Annotated in this window: 11 protein-coding genes, 1 tRNA gene and 1 pseudogene; 5 read left to right on the forward strand and 8 right to left on the reverse strand. The window is 61.0% G+C overall.

The annotated features are described in order from the left end of the window. Nucleotides 1-82 precede the first annotated feature (82 nt). The gene (locus tag BQ8482_RS10610) at nt 83-793 is read right to left on the reverse strand and encodes an RlmE family RNA methyltransferase (RefSeq protein WP_123147583.1); all 711 of its coding nucleotides are present in this window, start codon (nt 791-793) and stop codon (nt 83-85) included. A 79-nt stretch (nt 794-872) separates the two neighbouring features. Next, complete coding sequence (locus BQ8482_RS10620; RefSeq protein WP_123147584.1) at nt 873-2,279, reverse strand: Ppx/GppA phosphatase family protein; 1,407 nt, start codon at nt 2,277-2,279, stop codon at nt 873-875. A 518-nt stretch (nt 2,280-2,797) separates the two neighbouring features. Here BQ8482_RS10620 and BQ8482_RS10625 point away from each other — a divergent pair. Further along, nucleotides 2,798-3,730 (forward strand): lysylphosphatidylglycerol synthase domain-containing protein, encoded by a 933-nt coding sequence (locus BQ8482_RS10625; protein ID WP_123147585.1) that lies wholly within the window; start codon nt 2,798-2,800, stop codon nt 3,728-3,730. Nucleotides 3,731-4,058: 328 nt separating this feature from the next. After that, nucleotides 4,059-4,132, forward strand: a tRNA-Gln gene (locus BQ8482_RS10630). 149 nt (nt 4,133-4,281) lie between these two features. Here BQ8482_RS10630 and BQ8482_RS40530 read toward each other — a convergent pair. Next, nucleotides 4,282-4,521 (reverse strand): DUF982 domain-containing protein, encoded by a 240-nt coding sequence (locus BQ8482_RS40530; protein ID WP_425294091.1) that lies wholly within the window; start codon nt 4,519-4,521, stop codon nt 4,282-4,284. On the opposite strand from BQ8482_RS40530, the gene BQ8482_RS40535 reads away from it, so the two are divergent. Beyond that, nucleotides 4,405-4,893, forward strand: a complete 489-nt coding sequence (locus BQ8482_RS40535; protein WP_425294092.1) for a hypothetical protein — start codon at nt 4,405-4,407, stop codon at nt 4,891-4,893. The genes BQ8482_RS40530 and BQ8482_RS40535 overlap by 117 nt on opposite strands. A gap of 206 nt (nt 4,894-5,099) precedes the next feature. Beyond that, nucleotides 5,100-5,324, forward strand: coding sequence for a hypothetical protein (locus BQ8482_RS10645; protein WP_123147588.1), 225 nt, complete (start codon nt 5,100-5,102; stop codon nt 5,322-5,324). 103 nt (nt 5,325-5,427) lie between these two features. Here BQ8482_RS10645 and BQ8482_RS10650 read toward each other — a convergent pair whose 3' ends face one another. The 4 genes and pseudogenes from BQ8482_RS10650 to BQ8482_RS10670 all read right to left on the reverse strand — a co-directional run bounded on the left by BQ8482_RS10650 (nt 5,428) and on the right by BQ8482_RS10670 (nt 10,937). After that, nucleotides 5,428-5,688: a hypothetical protein gene (locus BQ8482_RS10650; RefSeq protein ID WP_133254740.1), complete on the reverse strand. Its 261-nt coding sequence runs from the start codon at nt 5,686-5,688 to the stop codon at nt 5,428-5,430. A gap of 904 nt (nt 5,689-6,592) precedes the next feature. After that, nucleotides 6,593-6,970 (reverse strand): annotated as a pseudogene (locus BQ8482_RS10660) (vitamin B12 dependent-methionine synthase activation domain-containing protein); the annotation flags it as partial. 75 nt (nt 6,971-7,045) lie between these two features. Beyond that, nucleotides 7,046-9,658 (reverse strand): bifunctional diguanylate cyclase/phosphodiesterase, encoded by a 2,613-nt coding sequence (locus BQ8482_RS10665; protein WP_123147590.1) that lies wholly within the window; start codon nt 9,656-9,658, stop codon nt 7,046-7,048. 508 nt (nt 9,659-10,166) lie between these two features. Further along, a complete protein-coding gene (locus BQ8482_RS10670) occupies nt 10,167-10,937 on the reverse strand; it encodes a class I SAM-dependent methyltransferase (protein WP_342210940.1) in 771 nt (256 codons plus the stop codon). Between BQ8482_RS10670 and BQ8482_RS39100 the strand changes: the two genes are divergently transcribed. Beyond that, entirely contained in the window at nt 10,863-11,021 is a 159-nt protein-coding gene (locus BQ8482_RS39100) for a hypothetical protein (protein WP_244602726.1), read from the forward strand. The genes BQ8482_RS10670 and BQ8482_RS39100 overlap by 75 nt on opposite strands. Before the next feature lie 251 nt (nt 11,022-11,272). Here the strand turns inward: BQ8482_RS39100 and metH are convergent, their stop codons facing one another. Then, nucleotides 11,273-15,082: a methionine synthase gene (metH, locus tag BQ8482_RS10675; protein WP_123147592.1), complete on the reverse strand. Its 3,810-nt coding sequence runs from the start codon at nt 15,080-15,082 to the stop codon at nt 11,273-11,275. Nucleotides 15,083-15,084 lie beyond the last annotated feature (2 nt).

Raw genomic sequence — 15,084 nt, forward strand, 5'->3', positions numbered from 1 at the left:
GCGATGACGTCCGATCTCCCCTCTTGAGGGGGAGATGGCCGGCAGGACAGAGGGAGCGCGAAGGATCACTACAGGGCGATTTTTACCCTGCGCCGCTTCCGCCCTTAAAATCCTTCGCCAGCAGATAAAGCTCCACCGACTCATCGCGCGAGGCCGGCGGCTTGACGTGGTGGACCGAGCGGAAATTCTGCTTGAGCCTGGCGAGCAATTCGTTTTCGGCGCCGCCCTGAAACGTCTTGGCGAGGAAATGACCGCCCGGCTTCAGTACCGAGAGGGCGAAATCGGCCGCCACCTCGCACAGATACATGGTGCGGATGTGATCGGTCCGGCGATGGCCGGTGGTCGGCGCCGCCATGTCGGACAAAACGATGTCCGGCTGGCCGCCCAGCGTTTCGGCGAGCTTTTCCGGCGCCTGCGGGTCGAGAAAATCCATCAACAGCACCGGCGCGCCGGGCACCGCATCCATCTCGAGATAGTCGATGCCGACGACATGCGGGTGTTCGGCCGTCGATTTCGTGCGCGCGGCGGCGACCTGGCACCAGCCGCCGGGCGCCGCGCCAAGGTCGATCACCTTCATGCCGGGCTTGAGCAGATGGTGCTTGTCGTCGATCTCGATCAGCTTGTAGGCCGCGCGCGAGCGGTAGCCATCGGCCCTGGAGCGCTGGACATAAGGGTCGTTGATGTGGCGCTGCAGCCAGCGGCGCGACGATTCCTTCAGGCCGCTTTTCTTCTTGACCCGCGTCTTCAGCACGCGAATGCCGGCCGAGCCCGGTTTTTGCGGTTTCTTGGTCATTGCCTGACTTCTTGTTTGAGCATGATCTTTTCCGAAAACCGGTTGCCACTTTTCGCTGGCGCGGTCCTTCGGTTCGGGATCATGCTCTGCCACGCCCATTGTTGCGCCAGACGCCGTCGTCGGCCATCAATTCGCTCAAGATGCCTTCGCGCAGGCCGCGATCGGCGACGCGCAGCCGCTCCGACGGCCACACTGCGCGGATTGCTTCGAGGATGGCGCAGCCGGCCAGCACCAGATCGGCGCGATCGGCGCCGATGCAAGGATTGGCGACGCGTTGCTGGAAATCCCAGCCGACCAGTTTTTCGACCATGCGGTCGACGCTGTCGCGGTTCATCCACAGCCCGTCAACACGGCGGCGGTCGTAGCGTTCCAGGTCAAGGTGGACGCCGGCCAGCGTCGTCACCGTGCCCGAGGTGCCGAGCAGGTGGAATTTCGGGCTGGCGAGCACATGGCTCAGCCGGTCGCGCCCATCAAAGGCGTGCAAGCGCACGGCCACATCCTCGACCATGGCGGCAAAGATCTCGCGGGTGACGGCGCGGCCGCCGAAGCGCTCGGCCAGCGAGACGACGCCGACCGGCAGCGACGTCCAGGAGACGATGTGGTTGGCAAGCCTCGGCGAGCGGTGGCCGGTGAGGTCGATCAGCGCGATTTCCGAGGAGCCGCCGCCGATGTCGAACAGGACGACGCCTTGCGTGTCGCGGTCGACCAGCGAGCCGCAACCCGAAACCGCCAGCCGCGCCTCGGTCTGGCGGTCGATGATCTCGAGTTTCAACCCCGCCTCGCGTTCGACGCGGTCGAGGAACTCGGCGCCGTTCGCGGCGGTGCGGCAGGCTTCGGTGGCGATCAGCCGGGCCTTCCTGATCTTGCGGCTGCGCAATTTGTCGCCGCAGACCTTCAGCGCCTCGACCGCACGGTCCATCGCCGGCTGGCCGAGCCGGCCGTTGGCGGTGAGACCCTCGCCCAGCCTGACGATGCGCGAGAAAGCGTCGATGACGCGGAACTGGCCGTGGCGCGTCGGCACCGCCACCAGCAGCCGGCAATTGTTGGTGCCGAGATCGAGTGCGGCAAACACCGGCAGTTCCTGCACCGGGCGGCGGACATCCTGCTCCGGCCTGTTTAGCGCAACTGACGGCAAAGCCGCGACGATCGCCTCGGGCGGGCGGGTGGCTGGAGCGCGGCTGGCTGGAGCGCTGCTGGCTGGAGCGCTGCTTGCGGGCGCCGACAGTCCGGCCGCTGCGAGGTGAGCGTCATCGCGCACGAAAACCTTGCGGCCGCGCCGACGTTTTCGCCGCTTCCTGGTCTCGGCCTTCTGATTCTGGCCATTCTGATGCTGGGACGCGTCGCCTGCCTGTCCGTGACCGGACCAAGGCTGCACCGGGCGGCCATTGTGCCGGACGGCGGGTGGGCTTGCCTGGCCCGAAGGCGGCGGCGAAGCCCTGGACACGCCCACTTCCGGCGCGCCGGCGCCGGTGTCGTGGTCTTCCACTTCAGTTCCTTCCGGCGCCGCGCGAACCGGAGACCGGACGCAGCAGGCGCTTTGACGTGTTCTAAGTTGCCGCCAGACTAGCAGCGCCGGGCCGGATCACCAAGAGCGCAGGGGCCGAATTTTGTCGGCGGCATTGTCCCGCCGCTCCGCTCGGCCCGATGATGGCGGGACAGCGCCCCCCTCTGTCCTGCCCTCTTTGCCAAACTTGGCATCTTCCCCACGAGGTGGGAGATTGGCAGCTTTGGCGCTCCGCCCGTTTCTGCGACGGTGGGGATTGGCGAAAGCGGCGGTGACGGCCGATCTCCCCCCAAAGTGGGGGAGATGTCCGGCAGGACAGAGGGGGGCGCGAAGGATCGCCAGCCTTTCCTTCTCCCTCCGCAGCGCGCCTTCGCGGTTGAATAGCCGGCTTCGATAAGGCATTTCTGAAATAGCGGGAATGGACATTCGGAATCGCGGGCAGTTTTCCTGACGCGAACCCGGAAAGGGGCAACCGGGCTGCAGCGCATGATCGTCACGCCATGAACTGGAGGCGCTATTTCTGGCCGGTCGTCGGCGCTGCGGCGGTCGTCTTCTCGCTGTGGCTGCTGCTGCATGAGCTGCGCGGCATTTCGCTCGACGACGTCTGGGACGGCATCGTCGCCATCCCTGCCCGCGGCTGGGTGCTTGCCGCGCTGAGCTCGGTCATCGCCTATGCGTCGCTGGCCGGCTACGACCACATAGCGCTCCTGCATATCGGCAAGAAGGTCTCTTGGTTGTTCGTTACCCTGTGCTCCTTCACCACCTACGCGCTGTCGCACAATATCGGCGGCTCGGTGTTTTCCGGCGCGGTGATCCGCTACCGCGCCTACGGCACAAGGGGGCTCACTGGGCAGGATGTCGGCGTCCTGGTGGCGATCTGCTGGATCACCTTCGTGCTGTCGACGATCTTCGTCTCCGGCCTCGTGCTGGTCTTCGAGCCTGAAATCATCGACCGGTTCTCCGGCGTACCGCACCATGGCCTGACCATAGCCGCGGGCCTCGCCATGCTGCTGCTGGTGGCGGCATACGTCTTCGGCAGCTGGCTGCATCTCAGGCCGCTGAAGATCGGCAGTTTTCAGGTCCATTATCCGGCGCTGCCGATCGTCGCGCGGCAATTGCTGATCGGCCCGATCGAATTGCTGGCGGCGGCGGCGATCATCTTCTTCGCCCTGCCGGCGGCCGGCAATCCCGGCTATTTCGTCGTGCTCGGCGTTTTCCTGGTGTCGTTCTCGATCGCCCAGATCTCGCATGCGCCGGGCGGGCTCGGCGTCTTCGAGATCGTCTTCCTCGCCGGCCTGTCGCACATGGACCCGGTCGGCGTGCTGGCTGCACTGCTGGTGTTCCGGCTGTTCTACCTAATCATCCCGCTGCTGATAGCGCTCGGCGTCGTGCTGTACTTTGAGCACTCGCAGCTTGGGCGAAGGGAGAATTGAGACGCCGGGGCAATCGCTTCGGACTGACGATGCGCCGTTTTGGAGAGGACGAGTTGTCGATGTCGGCGCTGGCCCCTCATCTGCCTGCCGGCATCTTCTTCCCGTGAAGAACGGGCCCGGCCGCAACGCTGGCGACCCCCTCTCCCCGTCCTTCACGGGGAGAGGGTCGGGGTGAGGGGCAGCGCTAACGCCGGCAAGAGTGAGGGCAAGTCAAAACCTGAAGCAATTGCGCCGATTGAAGGGCTGGGCAGGCTTGACTATTTTCCGGCGGCGGCTACAAGGCACGCGCGGCGCCATCGCCGCCGCGGTTTTCTTCAACCGCGCCTGCTGGGGAATAGGTTAACGGTAGACCCACGGACTCTGACTCCGTTAGTCCTGGTTCGAATCCAGGTTCCCCAGCCAAGTAATTTCAAGCACTTAGCTACCAAAACGGCTAAAAACCATGTTGCTAAAGGCGTGTAACGAACAGCAACGTAAGTCATTGATTTGTAACGATTGGTAAGGGTTGCGGGAAATCGCGATAGCAACATGGAGCGGGCCGTTCCACCTCATTACATCAGGTCTTCAGCAACCCCGTCAAACTTCTTAAGGCCTGCGCTTGGACGCTTTCGCTTAAGAAGTCCCTGTTCAGATGCGGCCGCCTTGAAAGCAGCGAACGCAGCTTGGTGACTGCAATGTCCGGCCAGGCATTCCTCGATCATTCGGATTGCTTCAAGCCGGGACGGCTTTTCCACGAGTGGCCATGGTTGCTGAAGCGCCATCTCGGCGTCGGCTATCGAAGCGACCACCATCGGCTTGTGATTCAGGTAGACTGTAATCGGAATAAACGCCGCCATTTTTATCGCTCGCCAGGATTAAGGCGGTTAAACGCGAAGGCCATGGCGGTGGTTGCATCATCGCGGACTAACGCTGCCGATCGCATCGCGGACATGTCGCGCGCGGATCTACAGATCATCCTGCGTCGCGCCGTATTGATGCTCAGGAACGTCTCAGGCGTGCCGCTTGAGCCCTCAACGGAGGACGCGCTCAATTCCATCGCGGCTGAAATGAAAATTGGTCGGTCCGACCTCATTCAGATCGTGCTGCGCGAATGGCTGAAAACCAACGCCTATCTGCCTGTGCGCACGATAGACGAGGAAAGCGAGACGGACGGCAACGTGTAGGCTGGGGCGCGACCTTTATGTAGAAGACCCGCCGCTACATTTGCGAAGCGACGGGCCTCCACCCCATTCCCCCATACTTGACCATGCAATTGCGGTGCCAGACGTATTGACCCATTGCGAGGCACCTTATGGCTTCTACACAGCGGAATTACCGCCGAGCCGGAACGCTTGCTTGTCTCGTGGGTTGAGATGCAGGAGATACAGGCGTGGCCAAGAAGCTGTCCATCGCCGGAATATTGCGACTTACCTCTGACCAACTGAAGAGGATCCGGAAACGCGTCGCCAATGGCGGTCACGTGGACCAGATGCAAGAGGTCGATGCCCTGGTGGGCCTCGCTAAAGAAATGGCCGACCGGCAACTAGCCGGGTTAGAAAGCCCGGCAGATGAAAACGATGGCTCTGTGCAAGACGGTGACGATGCAAAGGATTGAGCGTGGCGCCGGCCACCCCCGCGAGCGACTGACAGTCGCTCACAAAATCACCCCCGAATCGTTCGGTGAACCACGTTTTTTGCCACCCACCACCTTCATCGGCTTATGGGTCATCAGTGTTATCCGATCCTCGTTCAACGGCATGTGCGATTTGTTTCAGCATCGCATGAGCCGCGCCAGCCGACATGACGAGGCGGCACACAATCACGTGTTCGAACTTTCCACGCTCGTAGATCGCTCGCTGCCGGCTGTAAAATATGCACCGGAAATTCCCGTCTCCCAAATTTTCCATGTCGGCCATCCCTGAAATGAAGACATCGGGGATGATGGCCGTTTCGACTAAGTCCATGATGGGATCGGTCATGATGCGTCTCCCCAATTGCCCCCAATTGCCGGGTTCCAACACCCGGCGTTGCTGACACCTGAAATTTTTGCAGGCTAAGGGAGCAACTGTCGTTTGATCAACTTGGAGATTGGGGGTAGCCGGCACCTGCAATGGGAGAAGGATCTCGCATGCCGCATCCGCCTTACTATATTAGCAGTAGCGCATGAAGGGATTAGAATGCCACCCCAGCCGGCGCCGCTCTCATTCCCCCCACGCCGGTTAGGCCCGGCGGCCCGCTGGTCACCCCCGATAGGCTGTCGGGCCGTCCTATCAAAAGCGCGGTGTTGACCAACGTGAGACGAGATCGAACCAACAACCCCGGCAACCGGCGTCAAGGGCAGGCGCCACGGGCCGCCGGCCAACGACGAAGCAGGGCATTTCCAGTTCTGCCCCGTCTGTGGCCAGACATTCGACATGCGTGACCTCGGCCAGGTGCTCCACCATGCAGATTCTGACCATGAGCCGCTGCCGACAGAACAATAGGTTCCGTCACAGTGTTCGTTCGAATGATGCTATTCCGTTGCCTTGAGCGCAAGTTTTTGGTCAGGCCACCACAGCGCCTCCACTTACGCTCGCTGGTGGTCAAGGCCCAGCGGCCTCCAGCTGCCAGTCCCCCTCGCAACCAAGCCGCTGGGCCGTCTCCGCTAAATTTAGAGGCAACGCGCAAGGCGATGCTGGCGCCGTTTGCGAGGGAGGCGCCAAATCGCTGACGGATTCCGCGGAAAAGGCACTGAAACAAGCCGTAGGCCGTCTTGGCGAAGCCCTGACCAATTCGGATCGGGTTCTCAGCGGCGTTTGAGGAGGTCGACCGACGATCCTCCGACGCCCCTTGATGATTCATGGGGCTCCTCGCCCCATCAGTTAGGCACCGTAATTTCCCGCCTCACACGGCTGCGTCAAGCCCTTGCGCCGGCACATAGTTGAGTATCGGGCCTGAGCCAGCGCTCGACCTCGGCGAGCGGCATGCACTTGCGCCGCGCGTAGTCCTCGACCTGGTCGCGTTCGACCTTGGCGACGCCGAAATAATAGCTTTCGGGATGCGACAGGTAGATGCCGGAGACGGAGGAGCTGGGCCACATCGCAAAGCTTTCGGTCAGGCTGACGCCGGCATTGCGCTCGCCGTCGAGCAGGCGGAAAAGCGTCGCCTTCTCGGTGTGGTCGGGCTGCGTCGATAGCCGGTCCCGGACGGATGCCGCGATAGGGTTCGCCGATCAGCTCGTCCGGGGCCGGGTCTCATCGGGTGCATAGGCCCCCAGAACTCCTCTGCCGTGATCGGCCAATCTCCAAATCCTAAGACTCAAGCGAAGCGCTACACTGTGACGTGAGGCGTATGCGCTTATACTCTACCCAACCGGAGCGGTTCATCCAAAATCCGTTCCGTGCGCAAACGCCGAGATCGAACAAAGGCCTTTAGTCCGTCGGAATCCAGCGCATGCCCGAAGGCATGGCCCTGCAGTATGTCGCAGCCCAAGCTCTTGAGTATCCGTGCGTGCTCCATCGTCTCGACACCTTCCGCTACGACCTCGATACCCAGGGACTTGCCGATTTCAATGATCGACGAGACGACCTGCCTTCGTTGCGGCGATTTGACAATTGGGATGACCAGTTGGCGATCTATCTTCAGCCGGCGAGGCTGCAGCTTGAGCAAGCTGACTATAGAGGCATAACCAGTACCAAAATCGTCTATTTCTACGTCAATGCCGAGTTCTTTTATCTGCTCAACGTTCCAGGTGACAAAATCATCATTTTCGTCAAGGAAAATTGACTCAACGAGCTCGAACGAAACCGTTCCTTTCTTGATTTTAAGCTTCCTCAGACTCTTTATGAGTTCCTCATCTTGAAGGCGTCGCGCCGAAACGTTGACTGATACCCGCGGAATGTGAATATTCGCAGCAGACCATCCCTCGAAATCCAAAAGCGATTGGTCTAATATGGTTCGATCAATGATCGAGACGACATTCAGTTCTTCCGCAATCCTCAGGAAGACATCGGGCGCCAATATTCCCTTCTCAGGATGTCTCCATCGCGCCAGCGCCTCAACCCCAACAATTTCGAGCGTTTTTGCGTCAAATTGCGGCTGGTAGAAGGGAATGAACTCGTTGCGCTCAAGGCCGCCGAGAATTTCGTCGGCAATCCGTTTTGTGTCGACGATTTCGCTTTGCATCGGCTCGGTGAAGAATTCGTATCGATTGCGCCCACGCCTCTTTGCTCGGTAGAGCGCGATGTCAGCGTTAACCAGCAGGTGTTTGGCTTCGACATCTTTTCCGTTATCGACTGCAATTCCCACGCTCACGCCAAAACGGCATCGATGGCCCTGATAGTAGACCGGTTCTCGCATCTGGCTGATAACGCGGTCAGCGAGCAGCCCCAGTTGCTTGATATCGTCATGCGCCACGCACAGGACAATGAATTCGTCTCCTCCGATCCGAGCGACGAATCCCTCACCATCGACCTTGGATCGGAGGACAGCTGACGCGTGAACAAGCATTGCGTCGCCTGCGGCGTGGCCAAGCGTATCGTTGATGTGCTTGAACCGATCCAGATCTATGTGAAGCAGTGCCGCATACCCGCCGGCGCGCCTGGCGTTTGCAGCGTAATCTTCCAGCACTTGGTCGAGGTAACGCCGGTTGGGCAAACCGGTCAGCGAATCGTGGAGTGCAATGTGCTCTATGCGCGCCTTGGCCGACTCGAGTTCTGCATTTTTCGACTCGGAAAGCTGTTTTGCGCGAACCAGGTCCTTGTTCAGCAGGACATCGGCTGTCACATCCCATTCGGCGCCAATCATTTTTGGGGTGTCGTTTGCGGCCCGGTAAATTGTCGCCTTGGATCGGACATGGCGAATCTCGCCATCCGGCCGAATAATCCGGTACTCCGACAAATATGGCCCGCCACCGGCCATCGCGCTGTCGAAATCGGCGTGGGCGCCAGCCAGATCATCCGGGTGGATTGCTCCTGCCCAGTCCAGGTAACCGCGGCGCTCCCCAGTTGGTTTGCCGTATATTTCATTGACGCGGTCGTCCCACGTAAGTTCGTTGGTCGCGAGATCGTGTTCCCAAACGCCGATAGCCGACGCTTCCAGAGCGAGTTCCAGGCGTCTCGACAATTGACTCAGTTCCGCATAGTTGCGCTGTCTCTCGCCAATCAGGCGACCCGTAACCAGGAATGGGATCACAACCAGCGCCCCGGCCACTGCCATGATTGCGCGCAAGAACCACGCGTTGTCGGGCGTCGAAGGCCAGCCGTTTTTGGGAATGGCTGCGATCCGCCACGAACCGGACGGGAGCAGAACGTCGGCTGTCACCGGATTGCTTTTGCCGATGCGCTCATTGCCGAAGAATTGATCTCCACTTGGACCGAGAGCGTCCTTACCGATCAGCGCTATGTCAATCCCGAGATCATCGTCAAGCAGGCCGCTCGCCTTATAAAGGCGCTGAACGTCGACAACGGCCGAAATGATGCCCCAGAACCTTTCGGTGTTGCCCGCACTCCGTACAAAAACCGGGATACGACCGACGAAGCCTTGCCCCCCCTGCCTCAAGTCGACGGGACCGGCAAGAATTAGCTCGCGCTCGTCTCGCGCCCTTAGCGCGGCCACACGCTGCCGCTCGTCCTTGCGGTAATCGAGGCCTATCGCCTTCTCGTTGCCCTCCATCGGGTACATCAGTGAAATGACCAGATCGGGCGCGCCGGCAATATTTTTCAATTGCGAGCCCCTGCCAAACAGGTTGCTCGCGAGCGAGGCGAAGCGTTGCTGTCCCATATAGGGCTCAGTCACGACCGTCGCGACCAGCCCCTGCACCAGTTGAAGGTTTCCGTTGATGTTACCTTCAAGCTTGGCGCGGATAAGATTGACCTTGGCCAGGACATCCGCACGGGCGGCTTGATCCGAGACGACTTTGTTCTGGTGGTCCGCAAACGCTGCGCCAACGGCAATAACTATCACCGCCATTGCCGCCGGGATATTTGCCGACGAGAAAACAGCCTTCTTAATACCGCCGAACCTAGCGCGGAAAAGAGCCAATAGGCGATTCCTCAGCTGCTATTCAGGTTCTCGGGCCAACCCGAGCAAGGAATATTAGCTATCAATATTTAATTTTGACCTTCACGGGTCCTAAAATTTTTGCACTTTCCAACCGCCTGAGGTGGCCGGAGTGGTTGACACGACCTGCGGCTCCGGCTGACACCTTAAAGCGCGTCGCGTTTGAATGGATTCATGCGACGCGCTTTAAGTTCTCGTTTTTATGCATGTCGTTATCGCAAAACCGCTGCGCACTTTTGCGCGACCTGCATTAGAACTGCTTGCAGTCGCTGAAGGTGCATGGGTTGCCCTCGGCGTCGACTCGACCGCCGCTGCGAGCAGGAAAAGCTCGGCGATCCCCACCGTCGAGGGATAACCGCGCTCACTTTCCGGCATCAAATCGACGAGATGACAATGCAAAACGGGATCAATAGCAGGACTAGTGGCCCTCAATCGCCTTGGGGGTAACCAGGTATGGTATCTTGCCGACGCTACGCTTCGTCGCGCCAATGGAATAGGCCATTGGGATCTTGGGAGAGTTCTCTGGCAAGGCGTACATATCCTTGCCAGCCCTCACGGCAAATGAAAAGTGCTGCCACGAAACGGTGTCATGCTCATTGAGAAAATCAAGCGTCAGCCCAGCTGAAATCAGCGCGTTCACCACGTCACTGACCGGATGAATCCACTCATAGTAGCGAGGATGTTTCAAGATGCGGTCATCGCCGGTATAGGTGAGTTCCTCGTTCCATGCGAGTGGTCGAGCTATTGGCGTTCGCCAGTCATGCTTGAACTCCAGCGCCGCAGCCTTGCGGTCACACTGGAACATCAACGGGTGGCCCTCGGCCAGATAGAGCCGGCCGCCGGGCCGCAGGAGATCGGCAACCACCCGCGCCCAGCGGAACACGTCGTCCAGCCAGTTTACCGAACCCCAGGTAACGTAAGCGATGTCAAAGGTTCGGCCGAGCGCCTCGACTGCCTCGAACAGTGGCGCCTCCACGAAGCGCACATTAGTGCCTGCCTTTGCAGCGAAATCCCGCGCCGCTGCGATCGCCGTCGGTGAAAAGTCGAGGCCGGTCACGCTGCCCGCGCCCAGATTCTTCAAGCTGATTGTGTCGAGCCCGATATGGCATTGCAAATGGACGATATCCTTGCCGACAATGTCACCGACCTCGCGCGTTTCCAGCTCATAGAGATTGGATCCGCCAGCCAATACATTTTCTATGTGGTAGCTGCCCGTCGTGTCGGTCGAATGCAGCTCGGCCCGATCATCCCAATTAAGGCGGTTCGCACCTAGAAACGGTTCCAAATTGCCCCCCCTGCCGAGACTAATATTTGGTAAACAGAACGTTAATATACTTTGCAGCTAAAGTGGCGCGCGTCAATCCGAGGCGGGCCGGTGCACCACCGCTGCAGGCCAGGCTCACCACCGCCCTGGCCAAGGCAGACGTGCCAATCACGTGTCTGTGCAGAACGAGCGCGCAATCAGGACAAGGCTGCTGTCATGGAGGTGCCGGCTTCTCGCCCTATCAGCCTCGCGGCACGATTTCACGCAGCCGCATCCAGCCCCTGCGCCGGCACGTAGTTGAGTATCGGCCCGAGCCAGCGCTCGACCTCGGCAAGCGGCATCCGCTTGCGCCGTGCATAGTCCTCGACCTGGTCGCGTTCGACCTTGGCGACGCCGAAATAATAGCTTTCGGGATGCGACAGGTAGATGCCGGACACGGAGGAGCCCGGCCACATGGCAAAGCTTTCGGTCAGGCTGACGCCGGCATTGCGCTCGCCGTCGAGCAGGCGAAACAGCGTCGCTTTCTCGGTATGATCGGGCTGCGCCGGATAGCCGGGCGCCGGGCGGATGCCGCGATAGGGTTCGCCGATCAGCTCGTCCGGTGCCAGATCCTCGTCCGGTGCATAGGCCCAAAAATCCTTGCGCACGCGTTCGTGCAGGCGCTCGGCGAAGGCTTCGGCGAAACGGTCGGCCAGCGCCTTGACCATAATCGACGAGTAATCGTCGTTCGCCCGCTCGAAGCGCTCGGCGATCGCTGCCTCCTCGATGCCGGCTGTAACGATGAAGCCGCCCAGATAGTCGGCCCCGCCGCTATCCAAGGGCGCGACGAAATCCGAGAGGGCGACGTTCGCCTTGCCGTCGCGCTTGGTCAGTTGCTGGCGCAGCGTGAAGAAGGTCGCCAGTTCCTGCGATCGCTTATCGTCCGCAAACAGCCTGATGTCGTCGCCGACGGCGTTGGCCGGCCAGAAGCCGATGACGCCCCTCGGCGCGAACCATTTTTCCGCGATGATCTTGGCCAGCATCGCTTGGGCGTCCTCGAAGAGCTGGCGTGCCGCCGGCCCTTGCGCCTCGTCGTCGAGAATTTTCGGGTAGCGGCCCTTCAACTCCCAGGTCTGGAAAAACGGCGTCCAGTCGATGTAGCGCGCGAGCTCGGCCAGGTCCCAGCCTTCGAAGACTTTCAGGCCGAGGAACGACGGTTTTGGCGGCGCGTAGGCCGCCCAGTCGATCCTGTGGGCGTTGGCCCGCGCCTTGGCGAGCGGCAAGCGCTGCTTGTCGGCTTCGCTGCGCGCATGCGCATCGGCGACCTTTTTGTACTCGGCACGAACATTGTCGACATAGCCGCCCCTGGTCTCGTTCGACAAAAGTGCCGACACCACGCCGACCGCGCGGCTGGCATCGGTGACGTAGACCGTCTGGCCCTTGGCATAGCGCGGATGGATTTTTACCGCCGTGTGCACGCGGCTGGTCGTCGCGCCGCCGATCAACAGCGGAATGTCAAAACCTTCGCGCTCCATCTCGGCGGCCATGTGCACCATCTCATCGAGCGAGGGCGTGATCAGGCCGGACAGGCCGATGATGTCGACGTTTAGCTCGCGCGCCGTCTGCAGGATCTTCGCCGCCGGCACCATGACGCCGAGGTCGATGATCTCGTAATTGTTGCAGGCGAGAACCACGCCGACGATGTTCTTGCCGATATCGTGGACATCGCCCTTCACCGTCGCCATCAGGATCTTTCCGGCGGTCTGGCGCTCGCCGGTGTCGACGCCATTGGCGGCGTTCGCCAGCTTCTCCGCCTCCATGTGCGGAAGCAGGCCGGCAACGGCCTGCTTCATGACGCGGGCGGACTTCACCACTTGCGGCAGGAACATTTTTCCCGCGCCGAACAGATCGCCGACGACATTCATTCCTGCCATCAAAGGACCTTCGATGACATGCAGCGGGCGCTCGGCGGCAAGTCGCGCTTCGTCCGTGTCCTGGTCGATGAATTCGGTGATGCCGTTGACCAGTGCATGCGAAATGCGCTGCTCGACGGGCCAGTCACGCCAGGCGAGATCGCGCTCCTGCACTTCCTTGCCCGCCGTGCCTTTGAAGCGTTCGGCGAGTTCCAGCATGCGTTCGGTCGCCGTACCGCCGCCCTTCGGCTGGCGGTTGTTGACGACATCCTCGCAGGCTTCGCGCAGTTCGGGATCGATGGTGTCGTAAACGGCTAGCTGCCCGGCATTGACGATGCCCATGTCCATGCCGGCCTGGATGGCATGGTAAAGGAACACGGCATGCATGGCCTCGCGCACCGGCTCATTGCCGCGGAACGAGAAGGAGAGGTTCGACACGCCGCCCGATATGTGGACATGGGGAAGCGTCGCGGTGATCTGCCGTGCGGCTTCGATGAAGTCGACGCCGTAATTGTTGTGCTCGTCGATGCCGGTGGCGATGGCAAAGATGTTCGGGTCGAAAACGATGTCCTCGGGCGGGAATCCGGCCTGCTCGGTCAAGAGCTTGTAGGCGCGGGTGCAGATTTCGACCTTGCGCGCCTGGGTGTCGGCCTGACCGTCCTCATCGAAGGCCATTACGACCACCGCCGCGCCATACGCGCGGACGAGCTTCGCATGGTGCAGAAAAGCCTCCTCGCCTTCCTTCATCGAAATGGAGTTGACCAGCGGCTTGCCTTGCACGCATTGCAGGCCGGCTTCGATGATCTCCCATTTGGAGCTGTCGATCATCACGGGAACGCGGGCGATATCCGGCTCGGCGGCGATCAGGTTGAGATATTCGACCATCGCCTTCTTCGAATCGATCAGGCCTTCGTCCATATTGATGTCGATGATCTGCGCGCCATTGGCGACCTGGTCGCGTGCGACGTCGAGCGCGGCAGCATAATCGCCCGCCGTGATCAGCTTCCTGAACTTGGCCGAGCCGGTGACATTGGTCCGCTCGCCGACATTGACGAACCGAATCTCGTCGGTCAGCGTGAACGGCTCGAGCCCCGACAGGCGCATCTTCGGTTCGACGGCGGGAACAGCGCGCGGCGGATATTTCTTCACCGCCTGTGCGATGGCGTGGATGTGGTCCGGCGTCGAGCCGCAGCAGCCGCCAACGATGTTGACCAATCCGTCGCGCGCGAAATCCTCGATCTGCGCTGCCATGAATTCCGGGCTCTCGTCATATCGGCCGAATTCATTGGGCAGGCCGGCATTCGGATAGGCACAGACAAAGGTTTCGGCGACGCCTGATATTTCGTCCAGATGGGCGCGCATGGCTTTGGCGCCCAGCGCGCAATTGAGGCCTATCGTGAACGGGTTGGCGTGACGGACCGAATGCCAGAACGCCGTCGGCGTCTGGCCGGACAGCGTGCGGCCGGACAGGTCGGTGATCGTGCCGGAGATCATGACCGGCAGATGCACGGCCTTCTCGATGAAGATCTCGTTGCAGGCGAAGATCGCCGCCTTGGCATTCAGCGTATCAAAAATGGTCTCGATCAGGATGATGTCGGCGCCGCCGTCGATCAGACCGCGCAACTGCTCGCCATAGGCAAGGCGCAATTCGTCGAACGTCACGGCGCGGTAGCCGGGATTGTTAACGTCCGGCGACATCGAGGCGGTGCGGTTGGTCGGCCCCAGCGCACCGGCGACGAAACGGCGCCTGCCGTCCTGCTGCTCAGCCCTCACCGCCGCCCGGCGCACCAGCCGCGCACCGTCGCGGTTCAGCGCGTAGACCGCGTCCTCCATGCCGTAATCCGCCTGGGCGATAGAGGTCGAGGAGAAGGTGTTGGTTTCAAGGATATCCGCCCCGGCGATGGCGTATTGATAGTGAATCTCCTCGATCGCCCTAGGCTGCGTCAGGATCAGCAGGTCGTTGTTGCCCTGCTGATGGCAGGCGCACTCCGCGAATTTGTCGCCACGGAAGTGGCTCTCGTCGAAGCCCAGGCCCTGGATCTGCGTGCCCATGGCGCCGTCGAGGATGAGGATGCGTTCGCGCGCCGCCGCCGTCAGTGCCGCAAGGACTTCCGAGCCATCGGGCTTAGCCGCGACTGGGCCGAACAGGTCGTCCAGCGATGAAGGGTTTTGCGACATAT

Source organism: Mesorhizobium delmotii, assembly GCF_900149755.1.
Lineage (GTDB): Bacteria > Pseudomonadota > Alphaproteobacteria > Rhizobiales > Rhizobiaceae > Mesorhizobium > Mesorhizobium delmotii.

Bases quoted from the DNA above. Each gene is read 5' to 3' on its own strand.
- BQ8482_RS40535 (WP_425294092.1), top strand. From the start codon at position 4,405: ATGTCCGGCCAGGCATTCCTCGATCATTCGGATTGCTTCAAGCCGGGA.
- metH (WP_123147592.1), bottom strand. From the start codon at position 15,082: ATGTCGCAAAACCCTTCATCGCTGGACGACCTGTTCGGCCCAGTCGCG.
- BQ8482_RS10650 (WP_133254740.1), bottom strand. From the start codon at position 5,688: ATGACCGATCCCATCATGGACTTAGTCGAAACGGCCATCATCCCCGAT.
- BQ8482_RS40530 (WP_425294091.1), bottom strand. From the start codon at position 4,521: ATGGTGGTCGCTTCGATAGCCGACGCCGAGATGGCGCTTCAGCAACCA.
- BQ8482_RS39100 (WP_244602726.1), top strand. From the start codon at position 10,863: ATGGACGATATCCTTGCCGACAATGTCACCGACCTCGCGCGTTTCCAG.
- BQ8482_RS10665 (WP_123147590.1), bottom strand. From the start codon at position 9,658: ATGGCGGTGATAGTTATTGCCGTTGGCGCAGCGTTTGCGGACCACCAG.
- BQ8482_RS10625 (WP_123147585.1), top strand. From the start codon at position 2,798: ATGAACTGGAGGCGCTATTTCTGGCCGGTCGTCGGCGCTGCGGCGGTC.
- BQ8482_RS10610 (WP_123147583.1), bottom strand. From the start codon at position 793: ATGACCAAGAAACCGCAAAAACCGGGCTCGGCCGGCATTCGCGTGCTG.